The sequence below is a fragment of the Bradyrhizobium campsiandrae genome, from assembly GCF_014529705.1.
In the GTDB taxonomy this organism is placed as follows: domain Bacteria; phylum Pseudomonadota; class Alphaproteobacteria; order Rhizobiales; family Xanthobacteraceae; genus Bradyrhizobium; species Bradyrhizobium campsiandrae.
Window position 1 is genome coordinate 125,081 of the sequence record NZ_JAANIH010000009.1, and the last position, 21,955, is coordinate 147,035.

The following is a 21,955-nucleotide window of genomic DNA, read 5'->3' on the forward strand; positions in this document are numbered from 1 at the left end:
GCGCTAGTTTGCCCGGCAGCAAGAAGAAACAGAACAGGCAGGGAATCGCCGTGACACGCGTCCTCGCGTTGTGAGCGCAGCCACACGGCGCTCGGCGCTCGCACCATTCCGCATCCGCAACTATCGCTTTCAATGGCCGTCGGACCTGCTCACCTCCTGGGCATTCGAGATCGAGACGCTGGTGCTCGGCTGGTACATCCTGGTCGAAACCGGCTCGGTGCTGCTGCTCACCATTCTCGCCTCGCTGCAATATTTGGGAACGCTGATTGCTCCGGTGCTCGGGATGGTCGGTGATCGCATCGGTCACCGCGATCTTCTCGTCCTGCTGCGTCTCACCTACACGGTGCTCGCCTCGACCATCATGGTGCTGGCGCTATCAGGTCATCTGGCGCCGCTCAAGGTGATGATCATCGTGACGATCATGGGCCTGATCCGCTCCTCGGATCTCGGCCTTCGCAGCGCGCTGCTCGCCGACATCATGCCATCAGAGCTGCTGGTGGGAGCAATCAGCCTGTCGCGCACGACCCAGGACAGCGCGCGCATTGCCGGGGCGCTGACGGGAGCCGGGCTGTTCGCGACTTTTGGCATCGGCAAGGTCTACATGGTCATCGCCTGTCTCTATGTCCTGGCCGCCATTTTGATGCTGTGCCTGACCCGACCGGCGAAGTCTGCGGAGCACCCTTTGGTGGAGAGTCATTCGGGCTCGCGGCTGCTGCGCGATCTCAAGGAAGGCATCGTCTATTCCTGGAACGGGCCGGCCATGCTGGCGGCGCTCTGCGTCGCATTCCTGGCCAATCTCACCGCGTTTCCGTTGACGAATGGGCTGCTGCCCTACATCGCGCGTGATATCTTTCATACCGACCAGACCGGCCTCGGTTATCTCTCGGCGAGTTTCGCCCTGGGCTCGCTGATCGGCTCCGTCACGCTCAGCCTGGTCGGCGGTTTGCGCATTGCCCGGCTCCTGATCGGCGCCACGCTGGCCTGGTACACGCTGCTGCTGGTGTTCGTCGAAATCAGGACGATCCCGGTGGCGATGGCCTGCCTCATGCTCGCCGGCACCGCCCAGAGCATGTCGATGATCTCGGCAGCCGTGATTCTCATGAAGACAGCCAGCGCACACTTGCGCGGCCGCGTGATGGGGGTGCGCATGATGGTGATCTACGGACTGCCGATCGGATTGCTCGCGGCCGGCAGCCTGATCGAGATCATCGGCTATTCCGCGACGGGCTCGCTCTACGCCGGCGCGGGTTTCATCGCGATGCTGGCCATCGCCATCCGCTGGCGCGCCGACCTCTGGCCGGTGCACGCGCCCGCCAACGCGCGCTAATCGCCGTATGCGCGCAGCCGCTCGACATTAAGGATCGTGACGCCGCCATATTCCAGCCGCAGCAGTCCCTCCTTCTCGAGCCGGTTCAATGCTCGGTTGGCGTTCTGCCTGGACATGCCGGAGAGCGCGCCGATCTCCTCCTGGGTGATCTCCAGATGCGCGGTCGATTCCGGATAGAGGATCGGGTTGAACAGCGAGGCGATGCTGCGGGCAAGGCGCGAGGTCGCATCGAGCGTGCGGTTGACCTCGAGCATGCCGATGAACTGGCCGAGCCGCTCGTTGAGCTGGCGCACCAGGAAGCGGTTGAAGCCGACACTGTTCTCGAACAGCCACATGAAGGCGCTGCGTTCCATCAGGGCGACGCGGCTGTCGCGTAGCGCGACCACGTCGTAGCGGCGCAGCTCGTTCTTGAGCACGCTGCCCTCGCCGAACCAGGCGCCTGCCGTCAGCCCGGCAAGGCTGGTCTCCTTGCCGTCGCGCGACACCCCGCCCATGCGGGCGAGGCCGCTGACCATGCCGGCCCAATAATCGAATCTGTCGCCGCGCATGAACACGGTCTCGCCGGTGCCGTAGGACCGTTCGGTGATCCCGGCACGGGCGACCTCGATCTCCGCCGGCGTGAGCTCGCGCGACCAGGCGGCGACGCGCCTCAGTTGATCCTCTGAAATCATGATCGAGAGGCCAGCCGCACCGTTTCGTCACTCCATCCTTCTGCTGCATTGCAGCATGATCGTCTCGGCCATGATCCGACGAAAGACCGAGGCCGCTGCCGCCCTAAAACTTTGTCGCAGAATTGTCAGGCCGGAGACATTTCAAAATAGCGCTTTCCCCTATTGAGAACCACCTCGGGCGATGCGGCTTTTGATCCCCCAAAAGGACGAGAGCGGCTCGGCTCCGGTCGGGACCATGTGCTGCATGGCCTCACCGGCACGACCGTACTAGGATCACCCGTGAGGAACGGACGAAGAGCGCCACTGAATGCGCCATCACCGGGAGGGATTTGTTTGGTGGCTACCAGTCTTGAAGTGCGCGGCGTGTCCTTGCGATTCGGCGGCGTTCGCGCGCTGACCGACGTCAGCTTTGCCATCGACGAGGGCGAGCTGTTCTCGATCATCGGCCCCAATGGCGCCGGCAAGACCTCGATCGTGAACTGTATTTCCGGTCGCTACGAGCCGACCGAAGGCCAGCTGTTCTATCAGGGCCGCGACATCACGGGGCTGACGCCGAATGCCCGCCCCAAGCTCGGCATCGGCCGGACCTTCCAGAATCTCGCCCTGTTCCACCATATGAGCGTGCTCGACAACATCATGGTCGGCCGCCATCACCTCCTGAAGAACAACTTCCTCACCGGCTCGCTCTACTGGCTCACCGGCGCGCGCAAGGAAGAGCTCGCGCACCGCCGCAAGGTGGAGGAGATCATCGACTTCCTCGACCTGCAGTCAGTGCGCAAGGCCACCGCCGGCACCCTCTCCTACGGCCTGCGCAAGCGCGTCGAGCTCGCCCGCGCCATGGCGCTGGAGCCGCGCCTCATTCTCCTCGACGAGCCGATGGCCGGCATGAACTTCGAGGAGAAGGAGGACATGGCCCGCTACATCGTCGACCTCAACGAGGAGTTCGGCATGACGGTGGTGATGATCGAGCACGACATGGGCGTGGTGATGGACATCTCCCATCGCGTCATGGTGCTGGATTTCGGCCGCAAGATTGCCGAGGGCGATCCGGCCGCCGTGCTCGCCGACCCGCATGTCAAGCGGGCCTATCTCGGCGAAGAGGACGAGGTTCTCGTCGATCCCGACGATGCTCCGCCGGCGCAGGAGAGCGCGGCATGATGGATTACGCAGGGCGCGTCGCCCAGGCCGACACCTATCCCAAGATGCTGCGGCTCAATGCCAAGGAGCACGGCAACGAGATCGCGCTCCGCGAAAAGGATCTCGGTCTCTGGCGCCCGTTCACCTGGACCGATTATCAGGCCCGCGTGCGCGACTTCGCCCTCGGCCTGATCGAGCTCGGCCTCGGCCGCGGCGATGTCATCGGCATTATCGGCGACAACCGGCCGGACTGGATTGCAGCCGAAATCGCAACGCATGCGATCGGCGGATTGAGCCTCGGGCTCTACCGCGACGTGCTGGACGAAGAGGCTTCCTACCTTCTCAATTACGGCGAGGCGCAGCTCGTGTTCGCCGAGGACGAGGAGCAGGTCGACAAGCTTTTGGCGCTGGCCGATCGCGTGCCCAAGCTCAAGCACGTCATCTATTCCGACCCGCGTGGCATGCGGAAATACGATGACCCGCGCCTGATGTCGGCGGAGAAGTTCGCCGAGCTTGGCCGGGCGAGAGCCGCGCGTGAGCCGGAGCTTTACGATAGGCTTGTCGATGCCACCAAGGGCGAGGACGTCGCGATCCTCTGCACGACGTCAGGCACCACCTCGCACCCGAAGCTTGCGATGCTCGCCGCCGGCCGCGTGCTCGGCCATTGCGCGACCTATCTCGCCTTCGATCCGAAGGGACCGGACGACGAGTACGTCTCGGTGTTGCCGCTGCCCTGGATCATGGAACAGGTCTATGTGCTCGGCAAAGGCCTGCTCTGCCGGATGAAGATCAACTTCGTCGAAGAGCCCGACACGATGATGAACGATCTGCGCGAGATCGCGCCGACCTTCGTGCTGTTTGCGCCGCGCGTCTGGGAATCCATCGCCGCCGACGTCCGCGCCAAGGTGATGGACGCGACGCCCTTCAAGCAGCGCCTGTTCGACATCGGCATGAAGTCGGGTCTCGCTGCGCTGCAACAGGGCAAGCGATCGGGCTTTGCCGATGCGATCCTGTTCCGCGCCCTGCGCGACCGGCTCGGCTTCACCCGGCTGCGCTCGGCTGCGACAGGCGGCGCGGCGCTCGGCCCCGATACCTTCAAGTTCTTCCAGGCCATGGGCGTGCCGCTACGTACGCTCTACGGCCAGACCGAATTGCTGGGCGCCTACACGCTGCATCCTGAAGGCAAGGTCGACCCTGACACGACAGGCGTTCCGATGGCCGACACGATCGAGATCCGCATCGACAATGCCGACGTCCACGGCGTCGGTGAGATCGTGGTGCGGCATCCCAACATGTTTCTCGGCTATTACAAGAACCCGGAGGCGAGCGTTGCCGACATCAGGGACGGCTGGATGCTGTCCGGCGATGCCGGCTATTTCAACGCAAACCGGCAGCTCGTGGTCATCGACCGCATCAAGGATCTCGCCGAGACCTCGCGCGGCGAACGTTTCTCGCCGCAATTCATCGAGAACAAGCTGAAATTCTCGCCCTACATCGCCGAGGCCGTCGTGCTCGGCGCCGGCCGCGACGCACTCGCCGCGATGATCTGCATCCGCTACTCCATCATCTCGAAATGGGCGGAGAAGAACCGCCTTTCCTTCACGACCTACAGCGACCTCGCCTCGCGCCCCGAGGTCTATGCGCTGCTCCAGAAGGAAGTCGAGACCGTCAACGCCACGCTGCCGCCGGCGCAGCGCATCTCTCGCTTCCTGCTGCTCTACAAGGAACTCGACGCCGACGACGGCGAACTCACCCGCACGAGAAAAGTGCGCCGCGGTGTCATCAACGAGAAGTACGAAGGCATCATCGATGCCATCTATCGCGGCGATGCCGACATCCCCGTCGACACCGTGATCCGCTTCCAGGACGGCACCACGCAGCGCGTGCGCACGACGCTGCGCGTGGTGGATCTGGGCGGACACGGGCACATGGCGGAGGCTGCGGAGTGAGCTTGCTTCCAGCCCAGACTGCCGCTGCCATTCGCCTCTCCCCACCTGCGGCAACGCTATCTCATATGCACTCCGTCATTGCGAGCGCAGCGAAGCAATCCAGACCGTCTCCGCGGAGAAATGCTGGATTGCTTCGCTGCGCTCGCAATGACGATGTGGGTGCATCAGGAGACAATACATGAACACCGCCTTCCTCATCCAGCTCCTGGTCAACGGCCTCGTGGTCGGAACGCTCTATGGCGTGGTGGCGATGTCGTTCGTGCTGATCTACAAGGCGACGCAGGTCGTCAACTTTGCCCAAGGTGAATTGCTGCTGGTCGGCGCCTGGGTGTGCTGGGCGCTGCTCGCCAAATACCAGGTGCCGTTCTGGATCGGCATGCCCATGACGCTGGTCTTCATGTTCGTGTTCGGTATCGCGATCCAGGTGCTGATCCTGCGGCCGATGATCGGCGAGCCGATCATCTCGGTCATCATGGTGACGATCGGCCTTTCTACCGTGCTGCAGGCGACGCTGAAATGGATGTTCGGCGTCAACCCGCAGCCGTTCCCGCGCGTATTCGAGAGCCAGTCGGTCAGCCTGCTCGGGCTTCAGATCCAGACCGTCTATGTCATGAGCCTGGTCGTCTCGGTCGCGATGATGATCGGCATGGCCTGGTTCTTCCGCGCCTCGAAGTACGGACTGGCGATGCGCGCCACCGCGTTCAACCAGCAGGTCGCGCAGTCGCTCGGCATCTCCGTCAAGAGCGTGTTCGCGATGGCCTGGGCGATCTCGGCGACCGTCTCGGCGGTCGCGGGCGTCGTCGTCGCCGTCGTCAACGGCGTATCCTCCGGCCTTGCCGCCTATGGCATCAAGGTCTTTCCGGCGGCGATTCTCGGCGGGCTCGATTCCGTCGGCGGCGCGGTGCTCGGCGGCGTCATCATCGGCCTGCTCGAAAACGTCGCGCAATATGTCGACAGCGAATACCTGCACTGGGGCAATCTCTACGAGATCGCACCGTTCTACGTCCTCATCATCGTGCTGATGATCAAGCCCTACGGCCTGTTCGGCACCCACGACATCGAGCGGATCTGATCCATGGCTGGCCCTGCCCTCATCCCTGCTGGTGATTTCCGCACCTCCTATGCGGCCGACACCACGATCTTCCCGACCACGACCAGCCGCAACTTCGCGATAGCAGGCGTGCTGCTGCTCTGCCTCGTGCCGCAAATCATCAGCGGCTACTGGCTCAGCATTCTCATCCAGATCGGCATCTTCTCCATCGCCGCGCTCGGCCTCAACATCCTGGTCGGCTTCACGGGCCAGATATCGATCGGGCACGCCGCCTTCTTCCTGCTCGGCGCCTTCTCCTCGGCCTATATCTCGAACAATCTGCCGATTCCGGTGTTCTTCGCGATCCCGCTGGCCGGCATCGTCACCGCGCTGGTCGGGCTGGTCTTCGGCATCCCGGCGGCGCGGCTGAAGGGGCTCTATCTCGTCATCGCAACGCTGGCCGCGCAATATATCCTGCTCGATTTCTTCTCCCGTGCCGAATGGTTCTCCGGCGGCTCCGTGCCAGCGAGCGCAAACCCGTTCTCGATCTTCGGCTACACGCTGCGCGGAGACAGGCAATATTTCTACGTCGTGCTGGCCTATGTGCTGGCGAGCTACATCCTCGTCACCAATCTGATGCGCACACGCGACGGCCGCGCGCTGGTGGCGATCCGCGACCATTATCTCTCCGCGGAGATCATGGGCATCAACCTCACCAAATACCGCACGCTGTCGTTCGGGCTTGCCGCTTTCTTCGCCGGCATCGCCGGCGCACTCTACGCGCATTACCAGCAGGTCGTATCGCAGGAAGGGTTCGGCATCGAACGCTCGATCCTGTTTCTCGCCATGATCATCATCGGCGGCACCGGCTCGATCATGGGCACGCTGATGGGCACCGCCTTCGTGGTGCTGCTACCGGAATCGATCGAATTCCTCAGCCTCTACCTGAAGGGCGGCGCGATCGACAAGGCGCTGGCGCTCAACAACAACATCACCTTCCTGCGCGAGATCACCATCGGGCTGATCATCATCGCATTCCTGATGTTCGAGCCTGATGGCCTCGCGCATCGCTGGCGACAGATCAAGGCGTACTGGAAACTCTACCCGTTCTCGCATTGAGCGCGGAATCTTCACTTAAACAATAAACCGGAGGAACCGACCCATGAAGATGAAGTCCCTTTTGAGCACCGCATCGCTTGCGATCGCCATCGCCGCATTCTCGGCGGGCGCGCAGGCGCAGATCGCGATCGGCCATCTCGCCGATTATTCGGGCGGCACCTCCGACGTCGGCACGCCCTACGGCCAGGCCGTCGCCGACACGTTCGCTTGGGTCAACAAGAACGGCGGCGTCGGCGGCAAGCAGCTCAACGTCGACACCAACGACTACGGCTATCAGGTGCCGAAGGCGATCGCGCTCTACAAGAAGTGGTCGGCCCCCGACAGCAAGGTCGCTGCGATCATGGGCTGGGGCACCGCCGATACCGAGGCGCTGACCGGTTTCCTCGCCCAGGACAAGATCCCGGACCTTTCCGGCTCCTACGCCGCCGCGCTGACCGATCCCGAAGGCGTCAGCGGCAAGGCTAAGCCGGCGCCCTATAATTTCTTCTATGGTCCGAGCTATTCGGACGCGCTCCGCGCGATGCTGATGTGGGCCGCCGAGGATTGGAAAGCCAAGGGCAAGCCCGGCAAGCCGAAATTCGTCCACATGGGCGCCAACCATCCCTATCCCAACGCCCCCAAGGCCGCCGGTGAAGCCATGGCGCAGGAACTCGGCTTCGAGGTGCTGCCGCCGCTGGTGTTCGCGCTGGCGCCGGGCGACTACAGCGCCCAGTGCCTGAGCTTGAAATCCTCGGGTGCCAACTACGCCTATCTCGGCAACACCGCAGCTTCCAACATCTCAGTGATGAAAGCCTGCAAGACCGCCGGCGTCGACATCCAATTCCTCGGCAATGTCTGGGGCATGGATGAGAACGCCGCGAAGACCGCCGGCGATGCCGCCAACGGCGTGATCTTCCCGCTGCGCACCGCGGTGAGCTGGGGCGGCGATGCGCCTGGCATGAAGACGGTGATGGAGATCTCGAAGATGTCCGACCCGTCAGGCAAGGTCTATCGACCGGTGCACTACGTCGCCGCCGTCTGCTCGGCGCTCTACATGAAGGAAGCGCTCGACTGGGCCGTCAAGAACGGCGGCGCCACCGGCGACAACGTCGTGAAGGGCTTCTACCAGAAGAAGGATTGGGTCCCTTCAGGCATGGAAGGCGTCTGCAATCCCTCGACCTGGACCGACAAGGACCATCGCGGCACGCTGAAGGTCGACCTCTATCGCACCAAGATCTCGGGCGCGACCGATGGCGAGCTCAACGACCTGATCGCCAAGGGCACGATCAAGCTCGAAAAGGTCAAGACCGTCGAGCTGCCGCGCAAGCCGGAATTGCTGGGCTGGTGAGCCCCGCAGTTACCCCACCACAACTGTCATCCCCCGCGAAGGCGGGGGATCCAGTATGCCGCGGCTTCTCGATGAACCTTTGGCGTCTCTGGAATACTGGGTCGCCCGGTCAAGCCGGGCGACGACAGCGGAGTTATAAGGCATGACTGACACCCTCGAAACATCTCGTCCCTCCCCGAGCATCGTCCCCGCGCCTCCCCTGCTCGCCGTGCGCAACATCGAGGTCGTCTATGACGACGTCATCCTGGTGCTGCGCGGCCTCAGCCTCGACGTACCGAGGGGCGCGATCGTGGCGCTACTCGGCGCCAACGGTGCCGGCAAGTCGACGACGCTGAAGGCGATCTCAGGGCTGCTCAAGACCGAGGATGGCGAGGTCACGCGCGGCGAGATCCTGTTCGAGGGCGAGCCGATCGCCGGCATCGATCCCGACAAGATCGTTCGTCGCGGCATCTTCCAGGTGATGGAGGGCCGGCGCATCGTCGCCGACATGACATCGCTCGAGAACCTCAGGCTCGGCGCCTTCACCCGCAGGGACCGCGAGGTCGATGCCGATCTCGACATGGTCTTCAACTATTTCCCTCGCTTGAAGGAGCGTACCGGATTGGCCGGCTATCTCTCCGGCGGCGAGCAGCAGATGCTCGCGATCGGCCGCGCGCTGATGGCGCGCCCGAAGATGATCCTGATGGACGAGCCGTCGATGGGCCTGTCGCCGCTGCTGGTGAAGGAAGTGTTCTCCATCATCCAGAAGATCAACCGCGACCTCGGCGTCACCATCCTGCTGGTCGAGCAGAACGCGCGCGCGGCGCTGTCGGTGGCAAGCCACGGCTACATCATGGAGCAGGGCAAGGTCGTGCTCGACGGCACCGCGGACGAGCTGCGCGATAACGAGGACGTCAAGGAGTTCTACCTCGGCGGTGCCGGCGACCAGCGCAAGAGCTTCAAGAACCTCAAGAGTTTCAAGCGGCGCAAGAGGTGGCTGTGACACTCAACTCAGCACCTGCTCCGCTTCCGTGACCGCGCAGAGAACATGATAGAACGACGACGCAGGAATGGTGTCGATCAGCGATTTGCCGTCGCTGTCGAACTGGTCGTACCAGCCGCCCCGCACGGGATGGCTGAGATAATGCCGTTCGAGTCGCAGCAGCGCCGTGCGCGCCTCCTCCGCGGCCCCCGCCTCGCCGGACTCGGCCTGCGCGATCCACGCCTTCGCCATCTCGGTTTGCGGCCACAGCCGTCGCGTGCTGCGACGGATATTCCCGCTCGCATCGCCTTCGTCGACGAGACAGCCGGTCGCCTCGTCGCGATAACGCAGCGCGGTCGCCAGCAACTCGGCGCGGCGCTGCCCGGTCGGACAGCCCGTGATGCGTTCAAACCCCTTCAGCAGCCACACCCATTCGGCCTGATGGCCCGGCTCGACGCTGACCGGCTCGATCTTCGACCAGTCCTCTTCAAAGTACTCGGTCAGGATCCGCTTCTGCTTGTCGTAGAGATTGGCGAGAAACAGCGCGAAGAACTCGCCGGCGCGGTTCTGGAACGACAGATCGTGGGTCGCGTCGAAACACGCGATCATCGCCTCGAACAAATGCATCTGCGGATTCTGCCGGCGCGGCAGCGTGACCGGCAGTCCCTCGTGGACGCCGCCATGCGGCGAGCGCAGATGGCCGTCGAGGAAGGCAAGCAGCGCGTCGATCTCGGCACGGATTTGCGCGTCCTGGTCGAGCGCATAGACGGCTGCGAGCGCGAACAGGATGAAGGCGTGGTCGTAGGCGTCGCGCCGCGCATCGAGCACTGCGCCATCAGGCGTCAGTCGGTGCACGTAGCCCGGCTTGCCGTCGGGCGCCTTGGCGCGTCCCAGCAGATGCTCGAGCCCCTTCAGCGCGATGGCACGACCTTGCGGATACCAGCCCATCTGCGCCGCCTTGGCGTAGCACCAGATCTGGCGGGCCTGCACGAACACGCGCCGCGGCGCAGCCGAATCCGCCGTACCGTCACGGTGCAGCCGGTCGATGAAACCGCCCGCTTCGTGATCCCAGCCGACGGTCGACCACAGCGGCAGCGCCTCCTCGACCATGCGGCGCTTCAGGCGCGCGACGATGTCTGCCGTCTCGTCCGCTGGAATGATGCTTTCGTCTGCCATCGCGCCCTCTCCACGCCCCGCCAATGGCCGTCTGATACCGATGCGAACGGCGGCGTGCAACGGATGCAAACCCGGAAAGACCTGCCATGAAAGCAATGCCATGACCGCCCATTACGACGCCCTCGAGACGCGGGAGCCTGCGGCGCGCGAGGCCGAGCTGTTCGCCCGCCTGCCGGACGTGCTGAGCAGCGCCGTCGCCGCCCCGGCCTATGCCGAGCGGCTGAAGGGCATCGATCCCGCCTCGGTGACATCCAGGGCGGCGCTGGCGGGCCTTCCCGTGCTGCGCAAGTCGGAACTACCCGCTCTGCACAAGGCCTCCCAGCCCTTCGGCGGCTTCGTGGCGGCGGCCCCGGGGTCGTTCGCCCGCCTGTTCACGTCCCCGGGCCCGATTTTCGAGCCAGAGGGACGGCAGGCCGACCCCTGGCGCGGCGCGCGGGCGCTGTTCGCCGCGGGATTCCGGCCTAGTGACGTCGTGCTCAATACCTTCAGCTACCACCTCACCCCCGGTGGCTTCATTTTCGACGCCTCGGCACGCGCGCTGGGCTGTGCCGTGATCCCCGCCGGCCCCGGCAATACCGAGCAGCAGTTCGAGCTGATCGAGGCCTACAGGCCGGTCGGCTACAGCGGCACACCTGATTTCCTGAAGATCCTGCTCGATGCCGCCGCGACCGCGGGCCGCGACGTCTCCTCGATCAAGCGCGCGCTGGTGTCCGGCGCCGCCTTCCCTCCCTCGCTCCAGGCTGAGATCAAGGCGCGCGGCATCGACGCCTACCAGGCCTTCGGCACCGCCGATCTCGGCCTCATCGCCTTCGAGACCGAGGCGCGCGAGGGCATGGTCGTCAATGAGGATCTGATCCTGGAGATCGTCAGGCCGGGCACGGGCGATCCGGTCGCCCCGGGCGACGTCGGCGAGATCGTAGTGACCTCGCTCGACCCGCATCATCCCTGGATCCGGCTGGCGCTCGGCGACCTCACGGCAGCACTGCCCGGCACGAGCGCATGCGGGCGCACCAACATGCGCATCAAGGGCTGGATGGGCCGCGCCGACCAGACCACCAAGGTCAAGGGCATGTTCGTTCGTCCCGAGCAGATCGCCGAGATCGGCAAGCGCCATCCCGCGCTCGGAAGGCTGCGCCTCGTCGTCACGCGCCAGGGTGAGACCGATGCGATGACGCTGAAAGCCGAGACCGGCGTGTCAGACGATGCGCTAGGCGAGGAGATCGCGAGCACCTTGCGCGCGGTGACGAAGCTTGGCGGCACTGTCGAGCTCGTCAGTCCGGGCAAATTGCCCAACGACGGCAAGGTGATCGCGGACGAGCGGTAAACCCGCAAACCGCCGGCGCGTGTGCGACAGCCTTGACAAGCCTCGATGGAGACGGTGAACAGGAGCCGCAAATGTCTCTTGCAGCACTCCATGACAGCGACATCAACACGCCCGGCCGTCTTCTTCGATCGTGACGGCGTCCTCAATCACGATGCTGGTTACCTCTTCGAGGCGGCCAAGTTCGAGTGGATGGATGGCGCGCGCGAGGCCGTCAGACTGGTGAACGAGGCCGGCTATTTCGCCTTCGTCGTGACCAATCAGTCCGGCGTGGCACGCGGCTTCTACGAGGAGAGCGACGTCCATGCGCTCCACCGCTGGATGGCGGAGCAGCTTGCACTGGCGGGCGCGCATATCGATGCGTTCGAGTATTGTCCCGACCATCCCGAGGCCGTCATCGACCGCTATCGTCGCGATAGCCATCGGCGCAAGCCCGGGCCGGGCATGATCACCGACCTGATGATGCGCTTTCCCGTCGCAGCCGACAAAAGCATCCTGATCGGCGACAAGCCGAGCGACCTGGAAGCGGCGGAAGCTGCGGGAATTCGGGGCCTGTTGTTTCGCGAGGGAAACCTGGAAACATTCGTGCGCCAGGCGCTGTCCTTGCTCGCCTAGCGCGGCTTCGACAGCCGATAGGGCCCGAGATACAGCACGTCCAGACCGGAGCAAAAATAAGTATGTAGCGCCTCCAACGGCGCGTTCACCGTCGGTTGCTCGTTGATGTTGAGGCTGGTGTTGATCAGAACGGGCAGTGACGTTGCCTTCGCGAACTCGCCGATCAGACGGCTGTAGAGCGGATTGCTGTCCGCATGGACGCTCTGGATACGTGCGGTGTTGTCGACGTGGACCACGGCCGGCATGGCCTCGGCGACTTTCTCGTTGACCGGAAACGTCACCACCATGAAGGGCGCGTCGAACGTGTCCTCGAAATACTCGGCCTGGCGCTCGTACAGCACCGATGGGCAGAACGGCCGGAATTCCTCGCGATATTTGATCGTGAGGTTGATGCGGTCTTTCATGTCGGCACGACGCGGATCGGCTAGGATCGACCGGTTGCCGAGCGCGCGCGGACCATACTCCATCCGGCCCTGGAACCATCCCACGGTCTTCTGGTCCGTCAAATCGCTGACGCAACGCGACACGGGATCGTCGAGCAGCTCGAATTTCGCACCAATCTTGTCCAACGTCTCCCGGATCGTGTCGTTGGAATATTCAGGCCCCCAATAGGCGTGGGTCAGCGGCGCGATGGTGTGACCAGCCTCGGCGCATTTCATCATTGCCGCACCGAGCGCCACGCCTGCATCGTGCGGCACCGGCGGAACATAGAGACGCTTCACCGACGGCTCGGCTGCGATCTCCATGTTCATCTTGCAGTTCAGCCCGACCCCGCCGGCGATGCAGACGTCGCCACAGCCCGTCTCGGCGATCGCGGAACGGATCACCTCGGTGGTGACGATCTCGAGCTGCTTCTGGCCGCTCGCGGCGATGTTGGTCATGCGCTGGTCGAGCGGCGCACCGCGCAGGCGACGCGGCCCAAGGATCTGCTCCATCTTCTCGGTGAAGATGCGTTCCTGCCGCGTCGAGAAATCGCTGGTAAAGATGTCCGCGTCGCGACGGCGCTTGTCGAGCTCGGGATCGAGCTCGTAGTCGATGCCGTTCGGGCGCAGCAGCTTGGCGAACCTGTCGAGATATTCGGGACTGCCATAGGAGGACAGGCCCATGACCTTGTACTCGTCATTGGTCATCTGATAGCCGAGATACTGCGTCAGCATCCCGTAATAAAGACCAAGGCTGTTGTGACGGCCGAACCGCGTCAGCACGCGAAAATCATTGCCGCGCGCATGCGCCACGAGGCCGGAGCTGGAATCGCCGGAGAAGTCGAAGCAAGCGACCGTGGCCTCGGAAAAACCGGAGCCATAGAACGAGCTTGCGGCGTGACAGAGGTGGTGGTCGTAAAGTTCGATCTTCGGGCTGTGACCGAACTGGTACCTGAAGTACTCGGTGAGGCGCTGCGCGTAATTCGTGTAGGTCTTCAGCGGCGAGCAGATCCAGTCGACCTCGCGCATGCTGATGCCTGCGTGCTTGAGGCAGAAGCCGATCGCGCCGCGCGGAAGCTCGCCACGCGCGTGCTTTGCCAGCGTGAAGCGCTCCTCCTCCGCTGCCGCGATCAACTCGCCATCGCGAAGCAACACCGCGGCACCATCGTGGTGGCCGTGCTTGATGCCAGAGCTGATACCGATCACATACATTCGCGCATACCTTCGAGATGCCGCCTTCTACAGCAACCGGGGGCAAAGTAAATCACGCCGGCGACAGCGGTCCCGCGGTTCTGACTTGATGCCTGTAGCATGGAACTGACACGATGAACGCCACCCGTTGTCCATGCCCATTCGATAGCCTATACACGATCCCCAGCCCCGGGGTGCCAACACGCGATGAACAGCCTTGCCCTCTCATCAAGATTGGCCCTGCGCAGGCTCTCGCTGATCTCGCTGCTCCTTATCTTTACGGCCGCGCTCTGCATATCAGCGGCATGCGTGACCGACACATTCCCCGGCGCCGTCGCGTTCGATCGGTCGCATGTCCTCGCTGCGATCCTGAGCGTCTCGGTCTTCGCGCCGGTCGTCCTTCTCTTCGCCTACGCCGGTTTCTCCTTCGGATACATCGTCTCCTTCAGCTTCTTCACCATGATCGCCGGCTATCTCTGGCTGATCCCGTTCTCCATGCTCCCCTACGACCACCGGCTGGCTTACATCTCGATCATCGTCTCCGGGCTCTTGTTCATTCTGCCGAGCCTGTTCATCACCTCGCCGGCCCGACGCCTCCCTCTCTTGTCGGCCAGCGCGTTCGATCGCCTTCTTTCCCTCATGTTGCTGGTCGGAGCGACCGTGGCCGCCGTCGGCGCGCTCTATAATTTCACTCCAGTTGGCCTCTCCGAGATCTACAAGTATCGCGCTGTACTGGATTTTCCAGCGCCGCTTCGATATGCGCTGGGTACGACGTCGAACGCCCTGCTGCCGTTCGCCTTTGCAGGCTTCCTGGAGCGCAGGTCCTTTGGGCGCGCCGGAATAGCCCTTCTGATTCTCTTGCTGCTATACCCGGTCACATTGACCAAGCAGACGCTGTTTGCGCCGTTCTGGCTGCTTTATCTCGCCGTGTTATCGACGTGGGCGCCACCGCGACTCGCAACCATCCTGTCTCTGCTGCTGCCGATGCTGGCCGGCATCCTCGTGTTCTTCACGACGCAAGCAGGTCTATTTCCGCTCGGGATCGGGTCGCTTTATGTCGGCACAGTCAACAGCCGCATGATTGCGATGCCCTCGGTTGCGCTGGAGGTCTACAACAGCTTCTTCTCCGGGCATCCGCTGACGCACTTCTGCCAGATCAACTTGCTGAAGCCCCTCATGAGCTGCCCCTACGACGAGCCGCTATCCGTCATCATGTCGAAGGCCTATCCGTTCGGCGCGTTCAACGCGTCACTGTTTGCAACTGAGGGCATTGCCTCCGTCGGGCCGATCTACGCGCCGCTTTCCGCCCTCGGTTGTGGGCTGATCATTGCGCTCGCCAATCGCCTCTCATCAGGCCTGCCGCCGCGGCTCGTCCTCGTTTCGTCAGGACTCATTGTGCAGGCGCTGCTCAATGTGCCGCTTTCGACCAACCTCTTGTCGAACGGCGCCCTGCTGTTATTCGTCTTGTGGTACGCTGCACCGGACTTGATTGCGGCAACAGGAGGCAAACAGCGGAATAAGCTGGAGCCGCAGCCCGCTCAGGCGCGGACGACGTTGTCCGCCGGCTGAAGGAACTTTCCGCGACAATCGACGATCAGCGACGCTTCCCTGCGGATCAGTTCATAATCGAATTTGTCGTGGTCGGTCGCAAGCAGGACGCAGTCGAATTGCTTGAGGCTGTCCGCAGACAGGGGCACGCTGGACAAATCGAAGGAGTGCGCCCGCATCTTGGGGAAGGAAGCCACGTGCGGATCGCTGTAGGAAATGCGCGCGCCGAGATCTCGAAGGCGCTCCATGAGGTGGACCGAGGGCGACTCGCGAACGTCGTCGACATTCTTCTTGTAAGCGATGCCGAGCACCAGAATTGAGCTTCCATTGATCGACTTGTTGCGCTGATTGAGCGCGAGCGAAATCTTGGAGACCACGTAGTCCGGCATCGAGGAATTGATTTCGCCGGCAAGCTCGATGAAGCGCGTATGCATGCCGTATTCGCGCGCCTTCCAGGTCAGGTAGAACGGATCGATCGGGATGCAGTGGCCGCCGATTCCCGGGCCGGGATAATAGGGGACGAACCCGAACGGCTTGGTCGCGGCAGCCCGGATCACCTCGTGGATATCGATCCCCATCCGGTCGGCCACCATCTTCATCTCGTTGACGAGACCGATGTTCACGGACCGATGGATGTTCTCGAGCAGCTTCGTCAGCTCGGCCGCCTGGGTTGAGCTTACCGGAACGACGCGGTCGATCACCTGACGGTAGAGCGCAATGCCCACCTCCAGACACGCCGGCGTGCAGCCGCCGCAGACTTTCGGAATGGATCGCGTCGTAAAGTTCTGATTGCCGGGATCTTCGCGTTCCGGCGAGAACACGAGGAACAAATCGGTCCCGACCTTGAACCCGCGGCTCTCGATGCGGGGCTTCAACTCCTCCTCGGTCGTGCCGGGATAGGTCGTGCTTTCGAGCGACAACACCATTCCCTCGTGCAGGTAAGGCACGAGCGCTTCGGTCGTGTTGAGCACGAAGCTGAGATCGGGCTCGCGATATTTGTTGAGCGGCGTCGGAACGCAGAGGATCAGCGCGTCGACGTCCCTGGCGCGGGAGAAGTCGGTCGTCGGCTCGAAGCCGAGCTTGGTGGCTTCGCGGATGCTGGCACTGGTGATGTGCTCGATGTAGGAATTGCCCGCCTTGAGCGCGTCGACCTTGGATTGATCGATATCGAAGCCGACGACCTTGTAGCCGACTTCGCAGTACCGAAGCATGAGGGGCAAGCCGACATAGCCCAGGCCCACGATGCCGATCGTGGCGGTCTTGCGGTCCAGCTTGTCGATCAATCCAGCATTCATGTGCAACGCCCGTACGTATGGTTAGGATGATCTCCGCGCCGCGGACATCATCGGAATCTCATCAACTTTCCGAAGGAAAAACCGCCAAAGGCTTCCAGCATGCTCGCCTGCATAGGCCTGTTGTGCTGGGCCGACAAGCTAAATCGGGCAACCTCGCCTGAGAAGATATCGCTCAACCGACCGCAATCGCGGTACCGCAGGCAGCTACTCGCCGAGAGCTAGCCCACGAACGATTCAATCACCCGACTTCACGCACGTCCAATAGACGTCGAGCCCACAAAGCCGCGGAACCGGCGACGCGAGCAACCGGTCGCGGCTCCAGAGTCTGAATGGCATTTCGCGGTCGGCATTCTCGGGTGTCGCTTCGAAATCGGTATACCCTTCGCATAGCGCGCGCAGGGATTTCATCGATACGAACTCGGTCGCGGGTGCAAGCGCCCCATCCTGCGTTTTGTCGTAGGCCGACGTCTCGCCGTCCCGGAACGTGCCGCGATACCCGCCGAGTTCGCGCAGCCAATAGCGAATGGCGCGCCTCGGCTCGACCCAGAACTGACGGTACGAATAGCTGTAATAGACCATGGCGATCAGTCGTCCTCCGGGACGCAATAGGCGTCGGCAGGCGGCGATCGCCGTCTTCAAGTTTCCCGTGTGGTGCAGACAACCGATCGCTACGACGGCGTCAAAGGAGTTGTCCGGAAATCCGCTGCTCAGAATGTTGCCCTGAACCGCGAGGCCAGCGAGCCCGCTCTGCTGGAGACGATGATTGACCATGGTGACCGGACCTGCGGCAATATCAAGTCCGACATAGTCAGCACCACTCTCCGCCAGCTTCTGCGAAAGGCTGCCATACCCTAACCCGATTTCGAGCACGCGTTTGCCGCGCAACGCCCCCCAATTGACGTGCCGTTCGAGGTAAGGGTAGAAGCGAAAGTAATTGTCGTCGTAGCGGCGCAGAGACTCCATTGAGGAGTCCGTGATGCCCCATGCACGGGCGGCTGCCGAACCGCATAGCTCGTTCCAGAATGATGCGTTCGCGTCATCGATCGCCTGCTGTGATTTGCTCATTTTGAACTTCCAATTCAGGATGAATGCGAGCGAAAGGGGAGCTGCAATATCTGATCACGCATTGGTCCAGTCGGCAGGATCGGACGGCGGCAATCCGCTCATGATCCGATCATACACTGCCTCGAAACGCTCCGCGCAAGCATCGGCCGAGTGCCATTTCAGCGCAAACTCGCGGCTCCGCCTCGACAGCTCGCGCCGCTTGCCTTCGTCCATCAACAGATCCTTGAGCACGTCGTATATCGACTGCTCCGTCGCAGACACGATCGGGCACTCCTCGACGAAATCCACCCCGCGGATCCCCTCCGGCTCATCCTTGTTCATGTAACAGATCGTCGGCCGGCCCAGCATCATGGCTTCACAAGCCTGTGCACCATATCGCCCGTAGTTCAATTGATCGACGAGGATATCCGCCTGAAGCTGGATGAAGCGGACGTCCTTGCTCGGCACATCCGTCACAAATTCCAACCTCACCGGGAAGCCTTCGCTTTTCAGGCGATCGATCGCAGCCAGGATCGCGCCCGTCCCTTTGACGTTTCGGCTGTTCTGGGCCCTTAACTGGTAGTTGCCGACGGAATGATAAACGATGAGCTCGCCGGGAGCGCGCTTTAGGCGATACTTCTCCGGAATTTCCAGATCGATTCTCCAGAAATCGGGATCCAGCGCCATGGTCAGCGGCTCGCGGCACACCTTGTCCTGTCGTCCCTTCCAGTCGAGCGCAGGAGCCCCTCCCGTTTCGACCAGATCGCACATGGTGTGAACCTTGCGGCCCCAAGCGAGATTTGCGTCGTCCGCGCAGACATTCGGATGAAGCTGCCACACACATCGCTGGCAGGCCCCGCTCCATCTATTGATGCTGGACTGTGCAACACCATCCAGGCACCCCGAAACCGTATAGCCGATCTTGACCCCCTGCTGCCGCAACCTGAGGAAATCAACGGGCAGACCATCGAAGCTGCGTCGCGTATCGATGTACTCGGGAAATATCGACATGCGGCCCACGCCGTAAAAATGGATCATGCGAAATCTGGATTCCGCCTCGACAAAGAAGTGGTGGAGATTCTGCCGAAACTTCTCCGGATCCGGATCGAACAGGTTCAGGTCTTCGCCGTGATAGAACTGCGCGTGATCCCCGTTTGGATCCTCGATGCTCGCCGATACGGCATCCCACCCCCGCTTTCGCAGAGCCGCGGCGAGGTAATAGAAATTGTAGTAGCAATTGTGCATGAACAGGATGCTACGACGCCCGTGAGCCCCTTTCTCGCGTCCGTGTCGAGCGGTTGTCGTGGGGCGTTGTGGCGCTTCTGACAGCCACAGGCTCGCCTTAAATTCCTCGAGCGGCCTTGTTACGGCGTCGACGTTGTCAGCTCGCAGAACGGCGACTGGCGCGCCCCGGAAGATGGTATGCACTTTATGGGACCTGCCATCCGCGATCGACAGCCCCCTGCTTAAGACGTCCAGATCAGCCGAAGGCCCGACAACGAACGGGCCAATCTTCATCGCATTGGCCACATCAAACAGGAACCAGGGCGCTTGGGCCATCTGAACGAGTTTCGCAAACAGGTTCCCAACCACCGCTCCTGCGGGGGTCGCCAAAAATCGACGCACGGCCGGCTTTGCCTTGTGCACGGACTTGTGGCGGCGAAAGAGAGCCAGGCGACGTTTTACGCGCGCAGCGAACAATACCGGCTCCTATATCCCACCAACGTTCCGACGACCGGCCAGCGCCAATCGCCTATCATAATCGCTGCGAAGCCGACGTGCTCGTCCGAGAAGAGCACGGTCGATCCTTTCGGACGGAGACAACGCCTCCGGAGTCCACCAATCCGGATGAGTCAACAGATGGAGGCGATCGTGCCCCGCCGCAATGACCTCTCGCATCGGCTTGAACCGCCAATAGCCGTTCGAGTCCGAACAGTAGACATAGTCTCGTCGCAGATGCCCGGAATACGCGTTCGACAAGCCGGCAATCTCGTCGTCCTGAAAGTCCAACAGGTTTGACTGGTCGGGATTGTGCCAGCTCAGAGACCGGATGGGAGATTGAAGCAGCGTTTCGAGCAGAGCCTGCTCGCGGCGCACGGCCGCATTCAACGTATTTTCACTCCAGCTTTTGGTGCCGTAGGCGCTGGCATCGAAATGCAAGCCGATCTCATGACCGAGCGACTGGATCCGCCGCAACATGGCTTCGATGTCCGGTTCGAAGATACTATAGAAGCTAGACCGGGGGTTGACGAAGTAAGTCGCGACGACCCCCTCTTGCGCTTCCATTTCCGCAAGTCGGACCGCGCGATGCATCGAGACGTCGACATCGTGGCGCCAGATGACATGATGATCAGACGGCCGGTCGCCGTATCGAACGAACCGATAACCCGCATTCTTGAGTTGGCGCACCAACGTCAGGAATCCGGTCTCCGTGAACTCGGAAAACGCACTGCGGTCGTCAAGTTTCGGCGCGGCCTGCTCGATTCTGAAGACTTGGCCGTGAAGCTCGACCGTAACATTGGCGTGAGACGCCGAGGCACAGGCCCTCAGCCGCTGCTCGAACTCCGCGGCGGAGATGAGCGGCGTCACTCGACCGAGACGAAGGAAATCACTCCGCCGCGTCTTGACGGGCCCCCAGCTCACATCCGGCAACCCCGGCATCGGTTCGCGATCGAGCAGTCGCTGACCGTGCCGTTCGAGCAGACGCATCGCCGCCTGGTTCGCTTCGACGAGCAGGCGGTCCGGCGTCGCGTCATGCCCTACCGCGAACGTCTCCACCGCCACAATGGTGCCGTCATCCACCCGACCGGTCATCAGATGCAGCGTTGCACCGTACGTCTTGGCGCCGCGATAGATAGCAAAATGATGGGGATCCCGGCCCGGAAACTCCGGCGAGGCGGCGTGCAAATTGTAAGCCGGCTTGGCAAGCCGGCCCAGTAGCTCCGATGGCACGATGACGCTCGTTCCGAAGCTGATCAGGCTTGTCTCGGCATCAACGGGAGCTGCCAGCAGCGACTTCAGGTCGCCAACCACCGTAATGGAGGCGGCGGGCCCGAAGGCACGCTTCACCCTGTCGAGAGCTGCGCCAGCCGAGCTCGTGAGCAAGATAACCTTGGACATCATGCAACCTCCCGTAGCTCCGCGAGCGGACGACCGTCCCACATGAGGTAGTCGATCACCGAGAGCCCGGGAATAAACCGAGATGGCTCACGATAAGGCTGCTGAACAAAATTCAGCTTGACGAGCCCGAGACCGTTCTCCGCAAACAGGTCATCGCGCTGATAGCCGGCCGCCCCATCGCCCGACAAATACGCCGACCCACCAACATCCTTGACCAGCGAAACCAGGAGGTCTGTGGCCTTGCCCGAGTAGCGAAGCGACGATTGCAGCACGAATTGAGTGGAGAGCCCGAGATGGCCCGCAATCGCCTTGATGGCGCGAATGTTGAAATTGGCAAGATTGCCCTCAGCCTCGAGGATGAGCGGCTCGATCAGTGTCATACAGCTCACGAATTGCGGCGCCTTGCGGTAGTTCGCTTCCAGCGTCCGCAATAGCTTGCCGCGCCAGGGTTGCGAGTCATCTATTTGCGCATCCCCGATCGGGCAGCCGAGAGCCATGCGATGGAGCGGACATGTCACCCAGCGCGCCTCGCCCTGCACGGCCAGGCGCACCCGATTGCACCAGGAGCCCATACCGCCCGAGCCGGCGCGCGGATAGGCCACGGCATCGAGAAAGATCAGCGCATCCGCCCGCCGAATCTTCTCGAAATAGCCGAGCCAGGGAAAGAAATTCGGCTGATGAATCGCAACAAGACCAACCATT

18 protein-coding genes are annotated in these 21,955 nt (G+C 62.6%); 10 read left to right on the forward strand and 8 right to left on the reverse strand.

Annotated features, from left to right (window positions below):
* The first annotated feature begins 70 nt into the window (after window positions 1-70).
* Window positions 71-1,327: an MFS transporter gene (locus tag G8O24_RS09050; protein WP_188098483.1), complete on the forward strand. Its 1,257-nt coding sequence runs from the start codon at window positions 71-73 to the stop codon at window positions 1,325-1,327.
* Here G8O24_RS09050 and G8O24_RS09055 read toward each other — a convergent pair.
* Window positions 1,324-1,998, reverse strand: coding sequence for a Crp/Fnr family transcriptional regulator (locus G8O24_RS09055; protein ID WP_188098485.1), 675 nt, complete (start codon window positions 1,996-1,998; stop codon window positions 1,324-1,326). The genes G8O24_RS09050 and G8O24_RS09055 overlap by 4 nt on opposite strands.
* A gap of 336 nt (window positions 1,999-2,334) precedes the next feature.
* Here G8O24_RS09055 and G8O24_RS09060 point away from each other — a divergent pair, with 336 nt between their 5' ends.
* The 6 genes from G8O24_RS09060 to G8O24_RS09085 all read left to right on the forward strand — a co-directional run bounded on the left by G8O24_RS09060 (window position 2,335) and on the right by G8O24_RS09085 (window position 9,542).
* A complete protein-coding gene (locus tag G8O24_RS09060; protein WP_188098487.1) occupies window positions 2,335-3,156 on the forward strand; it encodes an ABC transporter ATP-binding protein in 822 nt (273 codons plus the stop codon).
* Window positions 3,153-5,084, forward strand: a complete 1,932-nt coding sequence (locus tag G8O24_RS09065) for a long-chain fatty acid--CoA ligase (protein WP_188098489.1) — start codon at window positions 3,153-3,155, stop codon at window positions 5,082-5,084. The genes G8O24_RS09060 and G8O24_RS09065 overlap by 4 nt, the downstream gene beginning before the upstream one ends.
* Window positions 5,085-5,262: 178 nt before the next feature.
* A complete protein-coding gene (locus G8O24_RS09070; RefSeq protein ID WP_188098491.1) occupies window positions 5,263-6,156 on the forward strand; it encodes a branched-chain amino acid ABC transporter permease in 894 nt (297 codons plus the stop codon).
* Between the two features lie 3 nt (window positions 6,157-6,159).
* A complete protein-coding gene (locus G8O24_RS09075) occupies window positions 6,160-7,233 on the forward strand; it encodes a branched-chain amino acid ABC transporter permease (protein ID WP_188098493.1) in 1,074 nt (357 codons plus the stop codon).
* Between the two features lie 43 nt (window positions 7,234-7,276).
* Complete coding sequence (locus G8O24_RS09080; protein ID WP_188098494.1) at window positions 7,277-8,560, forward strand: ABC transporter substrate-binding protein; 1,284 nt, start codon at window positions 7,277-7,279, stop codon at window positions 8,558-8,560.
* Between the two features lie 142 nt (window positions 8,561-8,702).
* On the forward strand, window positions 8,703-9,542 hold the full coding sequence (locus G8O24_RS09085) for an ABC transporter ATP-binding protein (protein ID WP_188098496.1): 840 nt from the start codon (window positions 8,703-8,705) through the stop codon (window positions 9,540-9,542).
* Window positions 9,543-9,545: 3 nt separating this feature from the next.
* Here the strand turns inward: G8O24_RS09085 and G8O24_RS09090 are convergent, their stop codons facing one another.
* The gene (locus G8O24_RS09090) at window positions 9,546-10,697 is read right to left on the reverse strand and encodes an AGE family epimerase/isomerase (protein ID WP_188098498.1); all 1,152 of its coding nucleotides are present in this window, start codon (window positions 10,695-10,697) and stop codon (window positions 9,546-9,548) included.
* Window positions 10,698-10,797: 100 nt separating this feature from the next.
* On the opposite strand from G8O24_RS09090, the gene G8O24_RS09095 reads away from it, so the two are divergent.
* Window positions 10,798-12,021, forward strand: coding sequence for a phenylacetate--CoA ligase family protein (locus G8O24_RS09095; protein ID WP_188098501.1), 1,224 nt, complete (start codon window positions 10,798-10,800; stop codon window positions 12,019-12,021).
* Between the two features lie 90 nt (window positions 12,022-12,111).
* Window positions 12,112-12,633, forward strand: coding sequence for a D-glycero-alpha-D-manno-heptose-1,7-bisphosphate 7-phosphatase (locus tag G8O24_RS09100; protein WP_188098503.1), 522 nt, complete (start codon window positions 12,112-12,114; stop codon window positions 12,631-12,633).
* On the opposite strand, the gene G8O24_RS09105 is transcribed toward G8O24_RS09100, so the two are convergent.
* Entirely contained in the window at window positions 12,630-14,267 is a 1,638-nt protein-coding gene (locus G8O24_RS09105) for a carbamoyltransferase family protein (RefSeq protein ID WP_188098505.1), read from the reverse strand. The two genes, G8O24_RS09100 and G8O24_RS09105, sit on opposite strands and share 4 nt — an antisense overlap.
* Before the next feature lie 288 nt (window positions 14,268-14,555).
* Here G8O24_RS09105 and G8O24_RS09110 point away from each other — a divergent pair, with 288 nt between their 5' ends.
* Window positions 14,556-15,815 carry a hypothetical protein gene (locus G8O24_RS09110; RefSeq protein ID WP_188098506.1) on the forward strand — a complete coding sequence of 420 codons (1,260 nt, stop codon included), beginning with the start codon at window positions 14,556-14,558 and terminating at the stop codon, window positions 15,813-15,815.
* Here G8O24_RS09110 and G8O24_RS09115 read toward each other — a convergent pair.
* The 5 genes from G8O24_RS09115 to G8O24_RS09135 all read right to left on the reverse strand — a co-directional run bounded on the left by G8O24_RS09115 (window position 15,785) and on the right by G8O24_RS09135 (window position 21,954).
* Entirely contained in the window at window positions 15,785-17,089 is a 1,305-nt protein-coding gene (locus tag G8O24_RS09115) for a nucleotide sugar dehydrogenase (protein ID WP_188098508.1), read from the reverse strand. The genes G8O24_RS09110 and G8O24_RS09115 overlap by 31 nt on opposite strands.
* Before the next feature lie 234 nt (window positions 17,090-17,323).
* Window positions 17,324-18,154, reverse strand: coding sequence for a class I SAM-dependent methyltransferase (locus tag G8O24_RS09120; protein WP_188098510.1), 831 nt, complete (start codon window positions 18,152-18,154; stop codon window positions 17,324-17,326).
* A gap of 54 nt (window positions 18,155-18,208) precedes the next feature.
* Complete coding sequence (locus tag G8O24_RS09125) at window positions 18,209-19,834, reverse strand: glycosyltransferase (protein ID WP_188098512.1); 1,626 nt, start codon at window positions 19,832-19,834, stop codon at window positions 18,209-18,211.
* A gap of 9 nt (window positions 19,835-19,843) precedes the next feature.
* Entirely contained in the window at window positions 19,844-21,253 is a 1,410-nt protein-coding gene (locus tag G8O24_RS09130) for a formyltransferase family protein (RefSeq protein ID WP_210324902.1), read from the reverse strand.
* Window positions 21,253-21,954, reverse strand: coding sequence for a WbqC family protein (locus G8O24_RS09135; protein WP_188098516.1), 702 nt, complete (start codon window positions 21,952-21,954; stop codon window positions 21,253-21,255). The genes G8O24_RS09130 and G8O24_RS09135 overlap by 1 nt, the downstream gene beginning before the upstream one ends.
* Window position 21,955 lies beyond the last annotated feature (1 nt).

What these genes read in the sequence shown, in the direction of transcription:
- G8O24_RS09100 (WP_188098503.1), top strand. Translation starts at nt 12,112, where the DNA reads ATGACAGCGACATCAACACGCCCGGCCGTCTTCTTCGATCGTGACGGC.
- G8O24_RS09080 (WP_188098494.1), top strand. Translation starts at nt 7,277, where the DNA reads ATGAAGATGAAGTCCCTTTTGAGCACCGCATCGCTTGCGATCGCCATC.
- G8O24_RS09135 (WP_188098516.1), bottom strand. Translation starts at nt 21,954, where the DNA reads ATGGTTGGTCTTGTTGCGATTCATCAGCCGAATTTCTTTCCCTGGCTC.
- G8O24_RS09105 (WP_188098505.1), bottom strand. Translation starts at nt 14,267, where the DNA reads ATGTATGTGATCGGTATCAGCTCTGGCATCAAGCACGGCCACCACGAT.
- G8O24_RS09085 (WP_188098496.1), top strand. Translation starts at nt 8,703, where the DNA reads ATGACTGACACCCTCGAAACATCTCGTCCCTCCCCGAGCATCGTCCCC.
- G8O24_RS09065 (WP_188098489.1), top strand. Translation starts at nt 3,153, where the DNA reads ATGATGGATTACGCAGGGCGCGTCGCCCAGGCCGACACCTATCCCAAG.
- G8O24_RS09095 (WP_188098501.1), top strand. Translation starts at nt 10,798, where the DNA reads ATGACCGCCCATTACGACGCCCTCGAGACGCGGGAGCCTGCGGCGCGC.
- G8O24_RS09120 (WP_188098510.1), bottom strand. Translation starts at nt 18,154, where the DNA reads ATGAGCAAATCACAGCAGGCGATCGATGACGCGAACGCATCATTCTGG.
- G8O24_RS09075 (WP_188098493.1), top strand. Translation starts at nt 6,160, where the DNA reads ATGGCTGGCCCTGCCCTCATCCCTGCTGGTGATTTCCGCACCTCCTAT.
- G8O24_RS09070 (WP_188098491.1), top strand. Translation starts at nt 5,263, where the DNA reads ATGAACACCGCCTTCCTCATCCAGCTCCTGGTCAACGGCCTCGTGGTC.
- G8O24_RS09090 (WP_188098498.1), bottom strand. Translation starts at nt 10,697, where the DNA reads ATGGCAGACGAAAGCATCATTCCAGCGGACGAGACGGCAGACATCGTC.
- G8O24_RS09055 (WP_188098485.1), bottom strand. Translation starts at nt 1,998, where the DNA reads ATGATTTCAGAGGATCAACTGAGGCGCGTCGCCGCCTGGTCGCGCGAG.
- G8O24_RS09130 (WP_210324902.1), bottom strand. Translation starts at nt 21,253, where the DNA reads ATGTCCAAGGTTATCTTGCTCACGAGCTCGGCTGGCGCAGCTCTCGAC.
- G8O24_RS09115 (WP_188098508.1), bottom strand. Translation starts at nt 17,089, where the DNA reads ATGAATGCTGGATTGATCGACAAGCTGGACCGCAAGACCGCCACGATC.